Below are 19,212 nucleotides of genomic sequence, written 5' to 3'. Positions count from 1 at the left end.
CCGTTAGATCGCAAGGAACAGCCGTAAAACCCTTCAGTTCCGCCAATCGGACCGATGCAGTCCGGGATAATCCGTATACGCGATACTGCTGCGCGAGCAGCGCGGCGGCCAACGCCTCCCCTATGCCTCTCGAAGTACCGGTGATGACGGCGGTTTTGCGAAATATCGACATGGTGCTGCCTCCTTGTATAAAGTTGCTGCGTTCGCCATTATCCAGTAATTGTAACATAAGCAGCAGCGATTTAGAGGTCTTTATCGCCGTCCATCCAAGCGGCCGGTTTCTTCCTCGATTCGGCCGGCGTCGATGCGCTGGTACAGGAGCGTCAGGCCTTCGACGCGTCTGCCAGCCGGAATGCTGACGGGTTCCCATGCTGCCTCGCCGAGAGAGAGAATCGTCCGAATTCGCTCGCAGGCAAACGGTAGGAACGGCGAGAGCAGCCGGGACAGGTTGACGATGAATTGCGTGCAGACGTGAAGCGTATCCCCGCATGCTGCCGGATCGGTCTTGATCTGCACCCACGGCTTCCGTTCATCGTAAAATTTGTTGCAGCTGCGGACGAAGTCAAAGATCGATTCGAGCGCTTCCTTGAAGCGGCCTTGTTCAATGAGTAAGCCTACCGTCGCATACAGCGCTTCGATGCTGCGCCGCCACTCCTCGCTCAAGCTCCCCTCGGGGATAATGCCTTCGAAGGATTTGTCCACGAAAGCAAGGGTTCGATTGACGAAATTTCCGAATGCGCCCAGCAGCTCGCCGTTGTGGCTGTGAATGAATTCCCGCCACGAAAAATCCGTATCCCGCTTCTCGGGGCCGTTCGCCAGCAGGAAATAACGAATCGAGTCCGGCTGGTAACGGCTCAGCACGTCCGGCACCCATACGGCCCAATTACCGCTCGTGGAAAACTTCTTCCCTTCCAGCGTCATATATTCGCTTGAAATGATTCGATCAGGCAGATGATAGCCGCCGGCACCCATCAGAATAGCCGGCCATACCAGCGAATGGAACGGAATGTTATCCTTGCCATGCACGTAATAGGCCAAGATGCCGTCAGGGCCGTCCAGCCAAAAATCCTCCCAGCTGCCACCGGTCTGTTCGCTCCATTGCTTGCAGGCCGACAAGTAGCCGCTGACCGCTTCGATCCATACGTATATTTTCTTCTCTTCGAAGCCGTCCAAAGGCACGTCGACGCCCCATGTCAAATCCCTTGTAGCGGCCCGGTCCTGCAAGCCTTCCTCGAGATATCGTTTCGTCTGCTGCACCGCGTTGTCTTTCCAGCCCCGGGCTTTCGCTGCATACTCGGACAAGGCCGATTGAAACTTGGACAGCGCCAAATAATAATGCTCGGTCTCTCGTTCGACGGGCGGATTGCCGCATAGCTTGCATGTTTTGTCCGTCAAATCCGACGGATCGAGCAGCGTCGAACAGGTGTCGCATTGGTCTCCGCGCGCCCGGCTGCCGCATACCGGGCATATCCCCTCCACGTACCGGTCGGGCAGGAACCGCCGATCCGTCTCGCAATACGTTTGCAGCGTCGTTTTCTTGTAGAGGTAACCGTTCGCCAGCAAGTCGAGAAACAGCTGCCTGACGACGTTGTGGTGAAAGGGCTGATCCGTCCGCGTATACAGGTCGTACGTAAATCCCAACTGTTCGAAGCATGCGGCGAATTCCGCATGGTAACGGTCCGCGATCGCGCTCGGCGGCACGCCCTCCTGCAGCGCCTGCACGGCAACGGGCGTTCCGTGGCAGTCGCTGCCCGAGACGTACAGCACGTCTTCGCCTTTCAAGCGATAATAACGTGCCAGCACGTCGCCGGGCAGCAGGCTGGCCAGCCGTCCGAGATGCAGCGAACCGTTCGCATAAGGCCAAGCGCCGCCGATAAAGATTTTTGGCATGGTGGTTTCCCTCCTAAAAGTTTTGTGCGAAGCAGCGCCGCGTTGACGGGCGCCTAAAACAAAACTGACATCGGAAGCATAGGCTTAGTTTTGTGCGAAGCAGCGCCGCGTTGACGGGCGCTTTAAACAAAACTGACATCGGAAGCATAGGCTTAGTTTTGTGCGAAGCAGCGCCGCTACCTCCAGGCATCTTCAATAGTATTGGCAGCGGAACGCAAAAAAGCCCTCATCCCAAAGGGACGAGAGCTGTGCTCGCGCGGTACCACCCAACTTCGATCATGCCTTGCGGCACGAACCTCTTCAGGTACGACGCATGCCAGGCAGGAATGCGGGTATACCCTAGCACGGTAACGGGTGCGGAACCCGGCGCAGCCTACAACCTTAGCGGTCTCGGTGCGCAGCTCGGAGACCATGTTCCCTCGGTTCGTCCCTGCCCCTTTTCAGCTGCCGGAGCTCTCTGTTCAAAGACGTTTGGCCGAGGTACTCTTCTCTTCATCGCCAGTTGAATTTTCTGATTATTCCAAATCATAGTGAATGCCGCTGCCAAAAGTCAAGCGAAATCCGCCTCGCGATACCATTTCGGCATCATTTGGGCGAAACCGTCATGATCCTCTTCGAGTACGCGATGAATACGCCCCAGCATCTCTTCCATTTGGTCCGGAACGACCTTCAACGTCCATACGACCGAAGATATCATCGTCGTCGCTAAGTACAACGAGTATAATCGCCAGAATTCCTCGGCAGGCTCCCGTCCGCCATGATAACCTCGGATCTGCCCGACCGAGAACGGCACGCTGACCTCGCTGCCGAACATCCCGACTTTGACGAATTCATGGACGGGATCGCCCCAATCGCACCGGTTGAAGTCGATGACGCCGGACAAGGCGCCGTCTTTCACGATCAGGTTCGCAGGATGAAAATCGTCGTGCTGGAACCGGTTCGGCCGACCTTCTAGCCCTGACAGATGCTTGTCGATATAGGCGAACAGCTCGGATTCCCTACGAATAGACACGCCGCAGTCGGCATAGTCGCTCCGGTATCTCCGATACTTGGCCATGATCCGATCCTGCCAAGAAGCCATCTGCACGGGACAGTCGATGCTATTCATAAGTTTCAGCTGTTCGCCAGCCTGCAAGCCGATATCGAACTGTGCACGTTCGCTTAATCTCGGAAGCGCTTCGGAAGCCTCGTCCCCTTCGATATAGGAAACGAGAATATAGCCAAGCTCCAAATCCGGGAGAATCCCGAACGCGATCGGCTCGGAACACTTCACGCCATGACCGGCCGCGAGCTGAAGGTTCTCGTATTCGATGCGTTTGCCGGCTTCTTGTCCATGATCGAAGGTACGCAGGATTTGGACCGGTTGACTTCCGGCGCCGTACACCGCGTATTTGACATCGCTGGAATAACCTTTGTCGAGGCGAACGAGATCGGACGTACCGTTCAGCTCGGGAATCCGAAGGCGAAGCATTTCAGTATCGAATCGCTTGTCTGTCCACATGCACACCGCTCCTTTTCATGGACTACGGACGTTTTCGGCGAGCAATTCGCCGTACGGCAGCATCCGCCAGGAATGCCGCGGCGATGCCGACCGTATACCTGGCCAAATCAACCGTCAGGAAGCCATGACCAAGAACGAGGCCGCCGAGCGTCGTCGCCCTGATTCGGTTCAACCAGTCTGCTTGGTAGCACTGGCTGCACTCGATCGCATAACTGAACAAGAGTGCGCCGATTGCCGAGAATAGCAGTCGTCGCTGCGGCCATAGCAAGCGAAAGCCAACGTAAATCATCGCCGCCCACAGCGCGTCGCCTGCATGACTCGCCAGCCACGCCGGCAGCCGATCAGCATAGTGCCGGGAGGCAAGCCCCAGTACGATCGCAACAACCATCGCAATCCCGTAACCGATTCTCTTCAAGCCGCGTCCGGCGCTGTCTATCGTTCGTCGCCTCGCCATCTTGCTAACCTCCTGCCAGCCTGATTCCAATGACGCCCCTTCTTGCTAGTACGGCAGGTTGTCTTTCGGCTGTTCTTTCTCTTTGCTGCGGCCTACTTGCTCCAGCACTTCCAGCAAGTCCGGCGGCTGCAGAAGCTCTACCGGCGACATGCCGCGGTCGAACTGGAAGAAATCTCCTTCGATCAGCGCGATATATTTCCCGTTATACGTTGCGAAATGTATCGTCTGCCCGAAGTCGGACAGCGGTCCCTTCACCGACACATCGCCCAGCTTGAACGCCACGCTAAGATTCGGCTGCAGCTCCACGAGCCGTTCTGCCGCGGCGACTACCCGCTCCTGAGGCCAGGACTCCTGCAGCTCGCGCTTCTCGCTGGCGGCCCAGACTTCGAATTGCTGCGCCTCTTGTTGACGCTCCTCGCCTTCGTGTCCCTGCCATTTGTCCTCCATATATTCATGGACCATCGTCAAGACCTGATCGCTGAGCAGCTCCGGCATTGCCTTCTCATAGCTGATGAAGCGCAGGAAGTCCTCGAAATAACGGGCATGCGATGCCTGGTGAATCTTCAGCTCCCAGTATTCCAGCATCCCCTCTTCCGGCATATGCGGATATTGGATGGACTTCATATTGCGCGCGCTGATCGCCATCTCCACATGCGAGATCAAGTTGCGCTCGTCCGTGATCCGCGCGATCTTCGGCTCGAAGTCGCATTTCAGCACGAATAGAATCGGCTGATCCGTGTACCGGTTCGGCGTGGCGTGCACGACGATAAAAGCGCCGCCCCTAACCGCCGCCGCTTCCATGTAAAGCCGGACAAGCTCGTCGGCAAAGCCGTGAAATTCCGTCGCCGACTCCGCCGTGCGCAGCCGCTGGAAGGTATTATAGTTCGGATTGCTGTCGAGCTCGTAGCCGGGCTCCGTAATGAACCGGCCGATCTTGGTAGGTGCCGCGTCCGTATTCGGATGCCGCTCCGCTTTGCGTTTCACGATGCGCGCGAACTCGCCGTCCAGGAACGATTTCAGCTCGCTGTCGGCGTAGTCGTACCGATCCATCGTTTGATAGTGCGAAAACGTCTTGGCGGCGTTCGTGTCGCCGCCTTCACCTTGGATAACGAAAAACGACAAGTATTCCACGATAAAATCCATTCGGTCGATAACCCCTTTTGCCTGTATAATCCGCTTGCGCGTTCGATAGAATTCCAAGCCTATAGCATAGCATAATCAACTCTGGCTGTCGTGAGCATCCGAGACGATTCCAGCTCTGGCGGCAGCTTTCTGCATCCATCCGCTCTCTTGGACGATACCGGAATAACCGTTTATGAAAAAGAGAAACAATTCCGCCGCGATCTTTCTTATTTTCAGGATCGTAGCATGTAAAAAAGCCCGCCTGCTTGCGGCAGACGGGCTTGCGGCTCCTGGTTAGCTGACGACGCTTCACCGCAGATGAAAATTCAAGCTACACTGCGGCCGGCTCCGCGACAAGCGAAGTCAGTTCGCCGCAGTAGAGCAGCTTCAGCTTATGCAGCGCCCGGGTGCAGGCGACATAGAGCAGCTTGGCATCGTTGCCGTCGAAGCTCTCGGCGTCGGTGTCCGCCACCAAGACCGCATCGAACTCCAGTCCTTTGGCCAAATAGGCCGGCACGACCGTCAAACCGCCGCCGTATGCTTCCTGCTTGCTCTGCACGAGCGCGGCCGCGATGCCGTCCTGCGACAAGGCTTGCGCGATCGCTTCGCAGGACTGAATATTGCGCCCCAGTACGGCAATCGTGCGGTAATGGCCGGATTGCTGCCATTCCTGCACCGTCCGGACAACGTCCTGCAGCCGCACGTCATCGTTCTCCATGCGCACGACGTCGACGGCTTCGCCGCTCCGGAACACGGGCACGGCCGGCTTTACGCCGTCGCCCATGCCGCCGAGCACGCGATTGGCGAAATCGATAATTTCCATCGTGGACCGGTAGCTCCGATCGAGCTCGAAATAACCCGTATCCGCCTCCGGAAACAGCGTCGTCAGCTCCGTCCAGCTGTGAATGCCGGCGTAGCCGTGGATCCCCTGCTGCAAGTCGCCGAGCACCGTCATGGAAGGCTGGCGCTGGCATTGCTTCAAGGCTTCCAGTTGGAACGGCGAGTAATCCTGCGCCTCATCGATAACGATGTGGTCGTACGGCGAGCCGTCGAATCCGTTTAGGCGAACTTGAATATACACAAGCGGGGCCAAATCCTCCGGCCGGGCCTGCTTGCCCTTCAACAGCTTGATCGCCGCGGCACAGCTCTTGGCCGGCAGCAGCGCCTGGGCGCTCGCGCTGCCCAGCAGCTCCGTGTACAGCTGAGCGGCGGTCGGCGCGGGAATTTTCTTCGTGTACGCGTTCAGCTTGGAAGTCAGCTTCGACTTTAGCTTGGAGTCCGTCAAGCGGCGCGTCTTCCACTCCGATTCCAGCCAGCGCTTGAGGCGGCTGACCAGGCGGGCGCGGCGCTTCATGTACGGCTCCCCGACGTCGTCGGTCGCGAGCCATTCCGTGATCATCGCCGGCGTCACGCGCCAGCCGGCCGCGGGGTCGAACGATTCTTCGGGAATGAGCGAAGCTTCCGTATGCATCAATTGGGCGTCGATGAGCGCTTTGAACGCCAGGCTGCCCTTGATTCGGCCGGTAGACGCCATCAGCTCTTCCCGCGTCCGCGGCTGCTCGAACCAATAGGCCATCGGATCGTAGGCTTCGTCGAGGCGGACGGCCTGCTGGAGCTGCTCCAGCGCCCAATCCGCGAACGTCGTCTGTTGAATGTCGCCGACGCCGAGCTCCGGCAGGACGCCTGAAATATAATCGAGGAACATGCGGTTAGGCGCGAAGATGACCATTCGGTCCGCCCGGATGCTGCCGGCATAGCGGTACAGCAGGTAAGCGAGCCGATGCAGGGCGACGGTGGTCTTCCCGCTTCCCGCCACCCCTTGGATGAAGACGGCTTTGTTCTTATCCGTCCGAATGATCCGATCCTGCTCCTGCTGAATCGTCGATACGATGTCGCGCAGTTTATTATCCTTGCTCTCGCCCAGCCGGTAGAGGAGGAATTCGTCCGTGACGCTCTCGTCTTCTTGGCCGCGGACATAGCTGTCGACGACGCGCTCGAGCTTGCCGTCGCGCACCATCAGGTTGCGCTTCAGATGCACGGTTCCTTCCACGTCGCCGTCCGGCGATTCATAGACGACCGGCGCTTCGCCGCCGCTGAACGCATAGAACAGGCTGGCGACCGGCGCGCGCCAGTCGACGACCAGCACCTCGTTCGTGTTCCCATGCGCGACGCCGGCTTTGCCGATATAGAGCGGCTTCGGTTCGGGCAATTTGTTTTCCTGAAAATCGATACGGCCAAAATAAGGCTCGCGCTCCGCGACGGTGAGCCGCTGCTCCCGCTGCTCGCGCTGGACCTCCAACATCTGCTCCGTGAAATCGTTGCCGGTATATCGCGGTCCGATCTCGCGCAGCTGCCTGCGGATATTGTCCAGCACCTCGTCGATGCGCTTCGCCTCTTCTTGAAAGGCACTTTGAACGGTCAAGTCAGTTACCTCCCTCTGCGACTGCAAACCCAGCTCATCTGCGGCCCGCGCAGCCTCCGATAAGCGCAGTGAAGGCGGCGAAAGCCGCATTCGCATGCGGCTTGGTCTGTTCGTATAAGTGTATGGATACTAGTGCTCGCACGGAGCATGAGTGAACACTATAGCATAGTTGGCAAAAGACTGTCAATTGGCCGGATACAGCCGATAATCCGCTCCCTGAGCGTATGCAGCCGACGGCCTTGAGTGCTCGCTTGAAGGTAAGCCGTGCGTGCGAATCATAAGCTTTCGAGCCAAATGAGGAGCGCGATATGTACGACCAGCATAACGGGAATGCCTGCCGCGAAGGCCGCGTGTTTCGTCTTGTGTCGGAACATCCGCATGGCGGCGAAGGCCCCGAGCGAACCGCCTAGGGCGCTGGCTCCGAGGAGCCTGCGTTCGGGTATTCGATGCCTGCGGTCCTTCACCGCGCGGATCTTATCGATGCGCATCAGCGCGAATGCATAGACGTTCATGATAACGAGATAAAGTGCGACCAGCTTCTCGATCGGTGACATAGTGGTTCTCCTTTCATAGGCGGATGGCGTGCAGCTGCTTAGATACCCAGTGAAATAAGCCTGCCGCCGACTGGATGGGCAGGTGGTTAGGCAGGCGGTGCTGGAGCCGCTTAGTTGGACGGCCGGGGCTTTGCCCGATTCGTCGCCGGCGCTTCAAGGGGGTTGTCCGGCCAATAATGCTTCGGATACCGGCCCTTGAGGTCTTTCTTCACGTCGAAATACGCATGCTGCCAGAAGCTTGCCAAGTCCTGCGTCACCTGCACCGGACGATGCGCGGGCGACAGCATGTGAATGGTCACCGGCAGCTTGCCGCCCGCGATGCGGGGCGTCTCCCGGAGACCGAACAGCTCCTGGAGCCGGACGGCCAGCACCGGCGCGGTCGGATCGCCGTAATCCAGCGGAATGCGCGAGCCGCTCGGAACGGTAAGATGTGTGGGCACCTCCTCCTCCAATCGCTGGCGCTCCTGCCACGACAGCAGCGATTCCATGATGGCGGCCATCGACAGACGCGTCAGGTCGTTTCTGCTGCGCATGCCCCCGACGTAGGGGCCAAGCCATTCGGGAAGCGAGGCGATCAGCGCTTCATCGGACACGTCCGGCCATTCCGGATTATGCGCATGCATCAGATTCATGCGGTCTCGAAGCTGCCTCGCCTGCTTGGACCATGGCAGCAGCTCCAGTCCCTGCTCGGCGATGCCGCCCAGCAATGCTTCGGCGACAAGCGCCGGATCCGGATCGGCCAGCTGCGATTCCTTCAGGATGAGCGCTCCGAGCCGGAGCCGGCGGCGCGACCGGACGGCTTCCGCCTGGCGATCCCATCTCACTTCCTTCTCGTCCTGAATCTGATCGGCGAAGTATCGTTCGACGGCTTCCAACGAAATCGGGGCAGCCAGCAAAATGCGGCTGTCCGTGCCGCTGTCCTCCAGCTCGGCGGCAGCCAGATACGCGGCCGTCGAGAGCGGCTGCAGCTCTTGGACGGCGGCGCCCCGGCCGCCCCGCAGCAGGAAGCGGCCATCCCCGCGCCGCTGCGCGATGCGGTCCGGGTAGGCAAGCGCGAGCAGCAGCCCGCAGGCGTCATCCGCGCGGCTCGCGGCTGCAGACGAAGCGATGCCCGCCGCGCGCATCCACTCGCGCGCTTCCGCGGCAAGCCGCTTGATGGCCGCGGGATCCGCGGCATCTCCGGCGGCACGCCCGTGCAGCGCATCGAGGCGCAGCCGCATGTCGATGCTGCGCGTGCTCCGCAGCGGATCGCGGTCGCCGAGCAGCGCGGCAAGCTCGCAGGCCAGCGCGCCGAGCCCGAGGGGCTTCGCCTCCAGCACCATATGCGCGAGCCGCGGATGCATCCCGAGCTCCGCCATCGCTTGCCCGTGCGCCGTTGGGCGGCTCTCGGCGTCAAGCGCGTTCAGCTCCCGCAGCAGCACGAGCGCCTGGGCGTATGCGGCTGCCGGCGGCTGCGTCAGCCACGCCAGCTCGCTAGGGTCGTTAATTCCCCATATCGCGAGCTCCAGCGCAAGCGGCGCGAGGTCCGCCCCGAGCAGCTCCGGATCGCTCTGCGGCTTCAGCTGCCGGTGCTCTCCCTCCGTCCACAGCCGGTAACAGACGCCCGGCGCCTCCCTGCCCGCGCGTCCGCGCCGCTGGTCGGCGGATGCCGCCGATACGGGCACGGTTTCGAGCCGCGCCATTCCCGTGCGCGGCGAGAACCGGGGCACACGGCTCTGGCCGCCGTCGACGACGATACGCACGCCGCGAACGGTAACGCTGGATTCCGCGATGGACGTGGCGAGCACGATCTTCCGCTCGCCGCCAGCCGACGCGGAAACCGCGCGATCCTGCGCTTCAGCCGTCAGCGCGCCGTACAGAGGCAGGATCATGATGTCTGCCCCCAGACCGCCGCTGCCGGCACGAGCGGCGAGAAGCAAATGTTCCGCCCTGCGAATCTCGCCGATGCCGGGCAGAAACACGAGCGCGTTGCCGTCATGGCTGCGCATGGCCTCGATGGTGCAGCGAACGACGGCGTCTTCCAGCCGGCCGGAGATCGGCTTCGGCGCATAGTACGTTTCGACCGGATAAGCCCGGCCTTCGCTAACGAGAAGAGGAGCTCCGCCCAGCAGCCGCGCGACCGGCTCGGCTTCGAGCGTTGCCGACATCACGAGCAGACGCAGCTCTTCCCTGAATACCGACTGCGTCTGCAGGCAGAGCGCGAGCCCGAGATCGCCGTTCAGATGCCGCTCATGGAATTCGTCGAAAATAACGAGTCCGACGCCGTCAAGCGATGGATCCTGCTGCAGCATGCGCGTTAAAACGCCTTCCGTGATGACTTCGATTCTCGTGCTCGGGCCGACCTTCGTGTCCATGCGCACGCGATAGCCGACCGTTCCGCCAGCCTGCTCGCCGAGCGATGCCGCCATGAAGCGCGCTGCCGCGCGGGCAGCCAGGCGCCGCGGCTCAAGCATGAGGATGCGCCGACCGGCCAGCCACGGCTCATGAAGAAGGGCCAGCGGCACGCGGGTCGTTTTTCCCGCGCCCGGCGCCGCCACGAGCACCGCCGAGTTCCGCTCGGCAAGCGTCGCGCGAAGCTCCGGCAGCAGACTGTCGATCGGCAGCCGTCCGGCGTCCGGCCCAATATGCATAGCGTCTTGTTCGTTCATCTTAATTCCCCTGTCTTGTCTTTTCCTATGCTTCATTATAGGGACTGGACGCTTAAGCCGTCAAAGAACAGGTTCGAACGTCCTCTCCGTGATGCCGCTCCGGCGAGTTTATCCATGCCCCAACACCTACTATAGACAGGCATACCATCCAGATCCATCGGCCCGATGCCTTCATTGAAGCCAATCTCCAGCTTCTGAAACGACATTGCGGCGAAGACTTCTGCTTCATAAGAAAACAAAAACGCGCACCTCAGAGGTCGCGCGCCTAAACGCCGAACATAATCGAAAACTCTCGTCACTGCGATTGCAATCCCATCAGAAGCGCCAGCAGCAACGCTGCTTCGATGACCTCGGTCATCGCACCGTATGTATCTCCTGTCAGCCCTCCAAGCTTGCGGTTCAGCCACGCCGACAGCAAGATGCCGACAGCGAGTGCGAGTCCCGCCTGGAGCAGATACGCTGGCAGCGCGCCAAATGAAGCAGACGGAAACGCCCATGCGCAGCCTGCCGTCAGTACCGCCTGCACCAACGCGGCAAGCACCGCTTGCCGCGGCCGGACCAGTCTGAACATGGAAGCGAGACCTTCCTCCGGCCGCGCGAACGGCCAGCATGCCATGGCAATGACGACCCACAATCGGCTCAGTCCGCATGCCAATGCGAACAGCGGAATCTCCGCGAGCCAATCCTTGCCTCCGTCGAGCCATGCGCCGAGCAAGGCGAATTTGAACATCGTCAAAATGATCGCCGCAAGCACGCCCATCGCACCGACGCGGCTGTCCTTCATGATCTCCAGCATTCGCTCGCGCGAGCGGTGACTGAGGACCCCGTCGGCCGTATCCATCAGACCGTCCATATGCAGTCCGCCGCTTAAGAGCAGCCACAATGCCAAGAGAATGACCGACGCGGGCATCGAAGGGACATATTCGTCCAAGCCCGCCGCCGCAGCCCCGACGATACCCCCGATGACGACGCCTACTACGGGGTAATAGACGACGCTTCGCGCCAGCAGCTCCGGCGTGAACGGAATCGCGACCGGGATCGGAATGCGCGTTAACAGTTGAAACGCCGCGCCTGCCGCTTGCAGTTCGCGTTTCAGAATAGCCGTAACCAAACCGCAAGCACCTCCGTGATATTCTAAACCAGTCAGTCCACCTCGAACGCGAACGCATGCTTCTTAAGATCGAGCGGTATCCCGGCCACCACGAGATAAGCCTCGCTGCATAGCGCAGCCAGTTTGCGGTTCAACCGTCCCGCTTCGTCCCGGAATCGCCGCCCGAGCGGGTACGCGGGCACGATGCCGCTGCCGACCTCGTTCGTGACGAGCAGCAGCGGCCCCGAATAAGCCGTGACGGCGGCAAGCAGCTTCCCGATTTCCGCTTCTAATTCAGCGGATGCATTCGACTCCTGCCCTTCAGCGGCTTGATCCGTTCGGAGCATCCAATTCGTCAGCCATAATGTCATACAGTCCACGAGAACCGCAGGCCGTCCTGCAGCCGACCGATGCTCCGTTTCCAGAAACACAAGCAGCTCCGCCAGCGCAAGCGGTTCTTCAACCGTCTGCCAGACATAACCCGAACGCTCCCTCTCGAGCCGATGATGCGCTCTCCGCTCCTTCATTTCTTCGTCCCAGGCTTGGGCCGTTGCGATGTAGATGCCTCGTTCCGAGAGCTTCGCGGCGTATGCTTCCGCAAACCCGCTCTTCCCGCTTCTTGCGCCGCCCGTTATGAAAACTGCCATGCCCTCACCTCGCTCTTGATCTCGCGCTATTCCCGTGATACGCCCGCACTCTCGAACGTCGCCATTTCCCGCATGACGGCCACGGCCGCATCGACGAAATGAAAGGCCAGCACGGCACCCGTGCCTTCGCCAAGCCGCATATCGAGCTGAATCATGGGCGACAGTCCCAGTTTGCGCAGCAGCATCGCATGCCCCTGCTCCTGCGACAGATGCGAGCCAATCATGTACGCGGCCGCTTGCGGCGCGAGCGAGACGGCGACCAAGGCGGCCGCCGAAGAGATAAAGCCGTCGACCACGACGATGCTGCGGTTCGCAGCCGCCCCGAGAATGACGCCGGCCAGCCCTGCGATTTCGAGCCCGCCGACTTTCGCCAGCGTATCGATCGGATCAGCGGCATCCGGCCGATTGCAGCTCAGCGCCCGTTTGACGACCTCGACTTTATGCAGGCGGCGTTCTTCGTTGATTCCCGTTCCAAGCCCGACGGCCTCGTCAGCCGTCATCCCGCCGAGCACGGCGCAAAGCGCTGCGCTGGCCGTCGTATTGCCGATGCCCATATCTCCCGTTGCGAACATTCGATAACCGTCAGCGGCTAATCGTGCAGCGAGATCGAAACCGCCAAGCAGGGCGGCTGTCGCGTCGTCCCTGGACATGGCCGCTTCCCGTGCCATGTTCGCAGTCCCTTTGCGCGTCTTGCACGTAATCAATTCGGCATGCTCCAGATCCGCGTTAACGCCCATATCGACGCAAAACACATCGGCACCGGCACCGCGCGCGAGTACGTTCACGGCCGCGCCTCCGGCCAAGAAATTCATTACCATCTGCGGCGTTACCTCTGCCGGAAATGCGCTGACGCCTTCCTCGCAGACGCCGTGGTCGCCGGCCATCACGATGACGGCGCGCTTCGAGACATCGGCAGCCAATTCCCCGGTGATGCCCGCGGCTTGGATGGCAATGCCTTCAAGCCGGCCCAAACTGCCTGGCGGTTTCGTTAGGCTGTTGACATGCTGCTCCGCCGCAGCCATGGCAGCGGCATCCAATTCTCCAATGGATGCAATCAATGACATCAACTTTTGTTCGCTCATCGTTTCGCTTCCTTTCTTATTCGCTGTTCCGACGACATCGCTTCCGGCCGAAGCAGCAGCTGAGGCACGCCCGTTTCCGGATGCGGCAGGATGACGGCGTTCGCGTCGAATACGCGCTTGATCATCTCGGAATTCATAACCTTCTGCGGCGAACCGAACGCTTCGACCGTTCCTTCCCGCAGGATCAGCAGCTTGTCGCAATAATGCGCCGCCAGGTTCAGGTCATGCAGCACGGCAATCACCGTCAACCGGCGTTCGGCCTGCCAGCGCTTGACCGTATCCAGCAATTGAATCTGATACCCGATATCCAAATAAGTCGTGGGCTCATCCAGCAGCAGCAGCTCCGGCTCCTGAGCCATGACCTTCGCCAAGGCGACGCGCTGCCGCTCGCCTCCGCTTAAGCCATCGACCCGTCGGTCTTCAAGCCCGCGAAGCCCCATATCCGCCAGTACCCGTTCAATGAATTGCTCGCCGGCATGCGGCTCCTCGCCGAGCCAATTCTGGTAGGGGAAGCGCCCCATCCGCACCGCCTCGCGAACCGTAAACCCGACTGCCGGCAAGCCGCCTTGCTGAAGCACGGCTACTTGTTTGGCCAACTCCTTGCGTTTGTAACCCGAGACCGGCCGGCCAGCGAACAGCACGGTGCCCGTCGTCGGCTTTTCCGTTCCGGATAGCAATCGCAGCAACGTGGATTTACCGACGCCATTCGGACCTATAATTCCGTACATCGCGCCGCTTTCCATTTCGAAATGAACGTCATGGAGTATATTCCGCCCCGCAATGGCCAAGGAGACTGCCTTCGCTTCGATCATGCGGCACCTCCCTGCTGCACTTTATGCCGATAGAGCAAGTAGGCAAAGAACGGAGCGCCGATGAATGCCGTCACGATGCCGAGCGCTATTTCCTTCGGACTCAGGACCGTCCTGGCCAGCGTATCCGCCCATACCATGTAGAAGCCGCCGCCAAGTGCCGATAAGGGGACGATAATGCGATAGTCCGGCCCGACGAGCAATCGGATCAGATGCGGAACGACCAGCCCGACGAACCCGACCACGCCTGCGATGGATACGGCCACTGCCGTCAGGAGCGTGCAAGTAACGAGGACGATGAGCTTCGTGCGCTCGACGTTGACGCCGAGATGCGCCGCGTGGCGCTCGCCGAATACGAACAGATTCAGATGCTGGGCGTACCGGATCATGACGGGCAGCCCGATAATCAGAAACGGCGCGATGAGCCGCACATGCTCCCAGCTCCGCGCGCTGAGGCTGCCCATCAGCCAAAACATCGCCGCATTGACGACATCCTGCGACATCATGACGATGAACGAGACGACGGCGCCCAGAAAGGCTTGCACGATCACGCCGGATAATATGAGCGTCTCGACGTTCATGCCGCCTCTTGCGCGCGACAAACCGAATACGGCCAGCAATGTCGCCATGCCCGTCACGAAAGCAACGAGCGGCACCGTCCATAAGCCGAGCACCGCTTGCAGACCGAACACGATCATGAAGGCCGCCCCTACGGAGCAGCCCGAAGCGACGCCAAGCGTGAACGGATCGGCAAGCGGATTTCGAAGCACGCCTTGAAAGCCCGCTCCCGCAAGCGCCAAGCATGCGCCGACCAGCACGCCGAGAATAATGCGGGACAGCCTCAGCTGCGTTACGATGACAATGTCGGAAGCATCCCACTTGGTATCGGCGCTCGGCATCCAGGGCAGCTGATGAATAAGAATGCCCCATACGTCCCGCAGCGGCAAACCCGCGGAGCCGATCGACAAACTAACGACGATAGATGCAAGTAAGAGGAGCATCGCTGCCCCTCCGTACAGGAATAGTTTCTTACGCATTATTTGAACAGATCCGGGTGCAGCTTTGCCGCGATTTCCAGCAGTCCTTCGGCAAGACGCGGTCCGACGCGCGTCAGCGGATCCTGGTCGACCTCGAATACTTTTTTGTTTTTAATGGCGTTCATGACGTTCCAGCCAGGCCGGCTCTCGATCGCGGCGAGAATCGGATTTTTCTCCCCTTCGTTGACCGTCATCGACGCATAAACGATATCATCAGGGTTGGCCTTAACCACTGCCTCCGGATCGATTTCGTACCATCCCGTACCCGTTGCGACGTTCGTTCCGCCTGCCAGCGTGATGAGCTCGTCGAGGAACTCCCCTTTGCCGACGGTCCAGCCCGGCGCGAATTCCAGGTAGACGTTCGGTTTCGGCGCATCCTTGACCGCATCGACCACTTGCTTCCGAACTTCTTCCATATGACCGGCCACTGCATCCGATTCTTTCGTTTTGTCGAGAATCGCGCCGATCTGCTTCACTTTATCCATGACGGCATCGTAAGTTTTCGGATCCGTCGCGTAGACGGGCAGCTTCAACGAACGAAGCTTGTCGACGACCGCTTGGCTCATCGTGTACGACGCCAGAACCAGATCCGGTTTGAGCGATACGATCTTCTCGATATCGGCATTCATGTCGCCGATCTTCGGCTTGTCCGCCGCCTCGCCCGGATAATTCGAATAGTTGTCCACGGCAACGACCGACTCGCCAGCGCCAAGCGCGTACACGATCTCGGTCTCGCTCGGCACCAGCGTGACGATACGCTCGGGTGCGGCATTGAACGTCAGTTCGGTTCCTGTGACGTCCTTAACCGTAAGCGGATAAACGGTAGCTTGCGCCGCGTTTCCGGCAGCACCGGAATTGGCTGTCCCATTGCCGTTTGCCTCCGCATTGTTGGAAGCATCAGGCGCATCGGCAGCATTCGATGCCGGCGTATTGGCAGCGGCCCCCGCTTCGTCGTTATCGTTGGCTTTCTTGGCGCCGCATGCCGAAGCTGCAAGCAGGATGGCCACGATCATCATGGCGAAGATCGATTTCCATGCGAAGGATGATTTCTTGCGGTTCGTGTTCATGTTTTCTCGCTCCCAATGTCATTATTCTTGCGAAATCTCTTGCATCTTTGCTGCATCCGGGGGTTTGACCCAAACAAAAAAAGCATCCCCGACGGTCGTGTCAGAAATGCTCATGTCTCAATGAACAGCGGCCCAAACCTATCCTGCCGACAAGGCGGGGATTCGCGATCGAATCGGTGGCATGGCCAATTTCTAACACTCCCCTAAGTCCTCGTAGGTAGCGTTATCCGTTACAGGCAGGTCTCCTGACTTGGAGCAGATGCCTCATGGTCTTCCCGAACGACAGCGCGTTCAGTGACTTGTCATGAGACATTGCCGGGCTGCGTGAACAGCCTTGGCACTCCTTACAGTGGCGGGTCCGTGCCGGTTTCTCACCGGTCTTCCCTATTAAGCTGAACGCGCGGCAACCGCGATATCAGCACCTGTAACAACAGCTATGTAATTGTTTCCGAGTAACTATACCATCGTTGAACGGGGTTGTCTACACGGCAGCGAGGATTATGGGCACATCGGGCAGCATGAAGACGCATCGGATTAGCCGCCCTCGTAACGAACGAACTAGGTCGACAGGGGTCGGTCCAGCTGCCGTCGCATCTGTCCGTTCAGGCGAAGCGCATTCCCGACGACCGATACGGAACTGAGCGCCATCGCCGTGCCGGCCATCCACGGCTCGATGCCGCCAATGGCGGCGAACGGAATGACGACGGCGTTGTACAAGAAGGCAAAAGCGAGGTTTTGCCGGATGTTGCGCACGGTCAAACGACTGATTAACAGCGCTTCGGAGATGCCGGTAAGCCGCGAACGGAGCAGCGTCATATCGCCGGCGTCGAGCGCTGCCTCCGTCCCTCCGCCCATCGCGATTCCGACGTCAGCCGCCGCGAGCGCGGGCGCATCGTTCCAGCCGTCGCCCGCCATCGCGACCGCAAGCCCCTCATTCTGCAGCTTGCGGATCAAGGCCGCTTTTTGCTCCGGCAGCAAGGATGCATGTACGTTCTTGATGCCGGTCATGGCCGCCGCCTTCGACGCGGCGGACGGATGATCGCCTGTGGCCAGAAGCACGCTTACCCCTTCGGCAAGCAAACCTTCCACCGCTTCCTTGGACGTACGCTTCACGGAATCGGACAGCGAGAAGGCACCGGCGCATAGGCCATCGATGAACGCATAGATCACGGTTTCGCCCGCTTCCTCCTTGCGACCGGCAAATCCCTGAAGCGAGCGGTGGATTACCCACGCCCGTTCGGCGGCGAAGCCTGCGTTCCCGATCGCAATCGATTTGCCTTCCACGAGCGCCTCGATGCCTTTGCCCGGGTAGGAGTCATACGCTGTCGATGCAGGAACGACCAGACCGGCTCGCCGGGCAGACTCCCGCATCGCTGCCGCGAACGGATGCTGCGAACGTTCCTCGGCCGCTGCCGCTAGCCGCAGCAGCGCGTTCGGGGCGCCGTTTAACGCCGATATGCCCGTCACCGCCGGCTTTCCCTCCGTTAACGTGCCCGTCTTATCCAATACGATAAGATCCAGCGACGCCAGTCTCTCCAGTGCGCCGGCCTCCTTCAGGACGATGCCGCGCCGTGCGAGCTTGCCCGTAGCCAATACGAGCGAGATTGGAGCCGCCAGACCGAGTGCGCATGGACAAGCCGCGAGAAGAACCGCCAGCGCATGGATGGATGCCGTCTTCCAGTTGCCCGGATCGAGCCAGAGCAGCCACAGCAGCAGCGTGCTGAACGACAGCAGCATCATGACCGGCACGAACACCGCCGACATTCGGTCCACCCTTCGGCCGATCGACGATTTGGTCGCCTGCGCTTGGCGCGTCATCGCCGCGATCCGGCTCAGCATCGTATCTCGTCCCGTTGCGAGCACTTGCAGCCGCAGCGGCTGCCCCCTCACGGTCGTACCGGCGTACACGTGCTCGCCGGCCGTTCGTTTCACGAGTCCGCTCTCCCCGGTCAGAAACGATTCATCCAGCGTGGATTCTCCTTCCACGATCAATCCGTCGGCGGGCAGATGCTCGTTCGATTCCACGATGAGCTGATCGCCGATCCGGAGCCGGTCAAGCGGGATTCGTTCCGTCTTGCCGCCGCGCACCACGATGGCTTCCTTGGCCTGCAGCGATGCATATCCGTCGCCTTCCTTCATGACCCGCTCCGAGGCGGCTGCCTCCAGCAGCTTGCCGACCAGCACCGCCGTAATGACGACGGCCGACGTTTCGAAATAGAGCGCGCCTCCCGTCAGCATGGCCGCATAGCTGTACACATACGCGGCCGACGTGCCGATCGCCACCAGCACGTCCATATTAGCCGTTCGTTCGCGCAGCGCGTAATAAGCGCCAAAATAAAACGGCATCCCGATAAAAAACTGAACGATCGATGCCAGCAGCAGCTGCAGGATCGGGTCCTCGATAAAAGCAGGTACGGGAATGAAGCTCAGCACCGAATAATGATGCGCCATCGTCCATAGCAGCGGCAGCGTCAGCAGCATGCCAACGAATACGCGCAGCTTTAGCGCATCGATCTCCGAACCCCCGCTGCCGTCCCGACCGTGCGGAAACGCTTGGAAGCCGATCTGACTGATGCGCTCGATAATGCCTGCCGGCGTGGCGGCGCCGGCATCATACGTAATATAGGCGGACTTCGCCGCGTAATGAACCGACACCGTCGAGACGCCGGACAGCTTGCCGACGGCTCGCTCGATCCTTGTCGCGCATGCGGTGCAGCTCATACCGTGAATGCGCAGATCGAGCACTTCTTCCTCGCCTTGAGGCTGCATGGCCGCCCTCCTTCGCCCAGCTCGGTCAGCTTGGCCGTCTGGCCCAAGCTGTCCTACTCTCCACTATATGGCGCCAAGACATGCCGCATGATACAAAAAAAGCACCTTCGTATAGAAATA

At 60.2% G+C, this 19,212-nt stretch carries 14 protein-coding genes, 1 pseudogene and 1 riboswitch; all 15 genes and pseudogenes read right to left on the bottom strand.

Going from position 1 to position 19,212, the window contains the following annotated elements; all coding sequences use genetic code 11:
• Position 1: 1 nt before the first annotated feature.
• Positions 2-172: pseudogene (locus GT003_RS33130) on the bottom strand (SDR family NAD(P)-dependent oxidoreductase); the annotation flags it as partial.
• An 80-nt stretch (positions 173-252) separates the two neighbouring features.
• The gene (gene metG / locus GT003_RS09725) at positions 253-1,890 is read right to left on the bottom strand and encodes a methionine--tRNA ligase (protein ID WP_161696926.1); all 1,638 of its coding nucleotides are present in this window, start codon (positions 1,888-1,890) and stop codon (positions 253-255) included.
• A 550-nt stretch (positions 1,891-2,440) separates the two neighbouring features.
• A complete protein-coding gene (locus tag GT003_RS09720) occupies positions 2,441-3,391 on the bottom strand; it encodes an aminoglycoside phosphotransferase family protein (RefSeq protein WP_239565742.1) in 951 nt (316 codons plus the stop codon).
• 22 nt (positions 3,392-3,413) lie between these two features.
• Positions 3,414-3,845: a DUF2809 domain-containing protein gene (locus tag GT003_RS09715; RefSeq protein WP_161696924.1), complete on the bottom strand. Its 432-nt coding sequence runs from the start codon at positions 3,843-3,845 to the stop codon at positions 3,414-3,416.
• A gap of 45 nt (positions 3,846-3,890) precedes the next feature.
• Positions 3,891-4,988 (bottom strand): DUF3900 domain-containing protein, encoded by a 1,098-nt coding sequence (locus tag GT003_RS09710; protein WP_161696922.1) that lies wholly within the window; start codon positions 4,986-4,988, stop codon positions 3,891-3,893.
• A 310-nt stretch (positions 4,989-5,298) separates the two neighbouring features.
• Positions 5,299-7,389, bottom strand: coding sequence for a HelD family protein (locus tag GT003_RS09705; protein ID WP_239565741.1), 2,091 nt, complete (start codon positions 7,387-7,389; stop codon positions 5,299-5,301).
• 275 nt (positions 7,390-7,664) lie between these two features.
• Positions 7,665-7,943, bottom strand: a complete 279-nt coding sequence (locus GT003_RS09700; RefSeq protein ID WP_161696920.1) for a DUF1294 domain-containing protein — start codon at positions 7,941-7,943, stop codon at positions 7,665-7,667.
• Between the two features lie 110 nt (positions 7,944-8,053).
• Complete coding sequence (hrpB, locus tag GT003_RS09695; RefSeq protein WP_239565740.1) at positions 8,054-10,591, bottom strand: ATP-dependent helicase HrpB; 2,538 nt, start codon at positions 10,589-10,591, stop codon at positions 8,054-8,056.
• A gap of 295 nt (positions 10,592-10,886) precedes the next feature.
• On the bottom strand, positions 10,887-11,702 hold the full coding sequence (gene cobS / locus GT003_RS09690) for an adenosylcobinamide-GDP ribazoletransferase (protein WP_239565739.1): 816 nt from the start codon (positions 11,700-11,702) through the stop codon (positions 10,887-10,889).
• Positions 11,703-11,734: 32 nt separating this feature from the next.
• The gene (gene cobU, locus GT003_RS09685; protein ID WP_161696918.1) at positions 11,735-12,328 is read right to left on the bottom strand and encodes a bifunctional adenosylcobinamide kinase/adenosylcobinamide-phosphate guanylyltransferase; all 594 of its coding nucleotides are present in this window, start codon (positions 12,326-12,328) and stop codon (positions 11,735-11,737) included.
• A 26-nt stretch (positions 12,329-12,354) separates the two neighbouring features.
• Positions 12,355-13,410, bottom strand: a complete 1,056-nt coding sequence (cobT, locus tag GT003_RS09680; RefSeq protein WP_161696916.1) for a nicotinate-nucleotide--dimethylbenzimidazole phosphoribosyltransferase — start codon at positions 13,408-13,410, stop codon at positions 12,355-12,357.
• On the bottom strand, positions 13,407-14,222 hold the full coding sequence (locus GT003_RS09675; RefSeq protein ID WP_161696914.1) for a heme ABC transporter ATP-binding protein: 816 nt from the start codon (positions 14,220-14,222) through the stop codon (positions 13,407-13,409). The genes cobT and GT003_RS09675 overlap by 4 nt, the downstream gene beginning before the upstream one ends.
• Positions 14,219-15,256, bottom strand: a complete 1,038-nt coding sequence (locus GT003_RS09670) for a FecCD family ABC transporter permease (RefSeq protein WP_161696912.1) — start codon at positions 15,254-15,256, stop codon at positions 14,219-14,221. Before GT003_RS09670 ends, GT003_RS09675 begins: the two co-directional genes overlap by 4 nt.
• Positions 15,256-16,323: an ABC transporter substrate-binding protein gene (locus tag GT003_RS09665; RefSeq protein WP_161696910.1), complete on the bottom strand. Its 1,068-nt coding sequence runs from the start codon at positions 16,321-16,323 to the stop codon at positions 15,256-15,258. Before GT003_RS09665 ends, GT003_RS09670 begins: the two co-directional genes overlap by 1 nt.
• 218 nt (positions 16,324-16,541) lie before the next feature.
• Positions 16,542-16,764: riboswitch (cobalamin riboswitch) on the bottom strand.
• 117 nt (positions 16,765-16,881) lie between these two features.
• A complete protein-coding gene (locus tag GT003_RS09660) occupies positions 16,882-19,092 on the bottom strand; it encodes a heavy metal translocating P-type ATPase (protein WP_161696908.1) in 2,211 nt (736 codons plus the stop codon).
• Positions 19,093-19,212: the final 120 nt, after the last annotated feature.

Origin of the sequence: Paenibacillus sacheonensis, from assembly GCF_009909195.1 — a bacterium.
In the GTDB taxonomy this organism is placed as follows: domain Bacteria; phylum Bacillota; class Bacilli; order Paenibacillales; family Paenibacillaceae; genus Paenibacillus_Z; species Paenibacillus_Z sacheonensis.
Note: the sequence above shows the minus strand (reverse complement) of the source record. Positions and strands in the feature narration are given on the sequence as shown.

Coding starts and splice junctions, on each gene's coding strand:
- metG (WP_161696926.1), bottom strand. CDS start 1,890: ATGCCAAAAATCTTTATCGGCGGCGCTTGGCCTTATGCGAACGGTTCG.
- GT003_RS09720 (WP_239565742.1), bottom strand. CDS start 3,391: ATGTGGACAGACAAGCGATTCGATACTGAAATGCTTCGCCTTCGGATT.
- GT003_RS09715 (WP_161696924.1), bottom strand. CDS start 3,845: ATGGCGAGGCGACGAACGATAGACAGCGCCGGACGCGGCTTGAAGAGA.
- GT003_RS09710 (WP_161696922.1), bottom strand. CDS start 4,988: ATGGATTTTATCGTGGAATACTTGTCGTTTTTCGTTATCCAAGGTGAA.
- GT003_RS09700 (WP_161696920.1), bottom strand. CDS start 7,943: ATGTCACCGATCGAGAAGCTGGTCGCACTTTATCTCGTTATCATGAAC.
- hrpB (WP_239565740.1), bottom strand. CDS start 10,591: ATGAACGAACAAGACGCTATGCATATTGGGCCGGACGCCGGACGGCTG.
- cobU (WP_161696918.1), bottom strand. CDS start 12,328: ATGGCAGTTTTCATAACGGGCGGCGCAAGAAGCGGGAAGAGCGGGTTT.
- cobT (WP_161696916.1), bottom strand. CDS start 13,410: ATGAGCGAACAAAAGTTGATGTCATTGATTGCATCCATTGGAGAATTG.
- GT003_RS09675 (WP_161696914.1), bottom strand. CDS start 14,222: ATGATCGAAGCGAAGGCAGTCTCCTTGGCCATTGCGGGGCGGAATATA.
- GT003_RS09670 (WP_161696912.1), bottom strand. CDS start 15,256: ATGCGTAAGAAACTATTCCTGTACGGAGGGGCAGCGATGCTCCTCTTA.
- GT003_RS09665 (WP_161696910.1), bottom strand. CDS start 16,323: ATGAACACGAACCGCAAGAAATCATCCTTCGCATGGAAATCGATCTTC.
- GT003_RS09660 (WP_161696908.1), bottom strand. CDS start 19,092: ATGCAGCCTCAAGGCGAGGAAGAAGTGCTCGATCTGCGCATTCACGGT.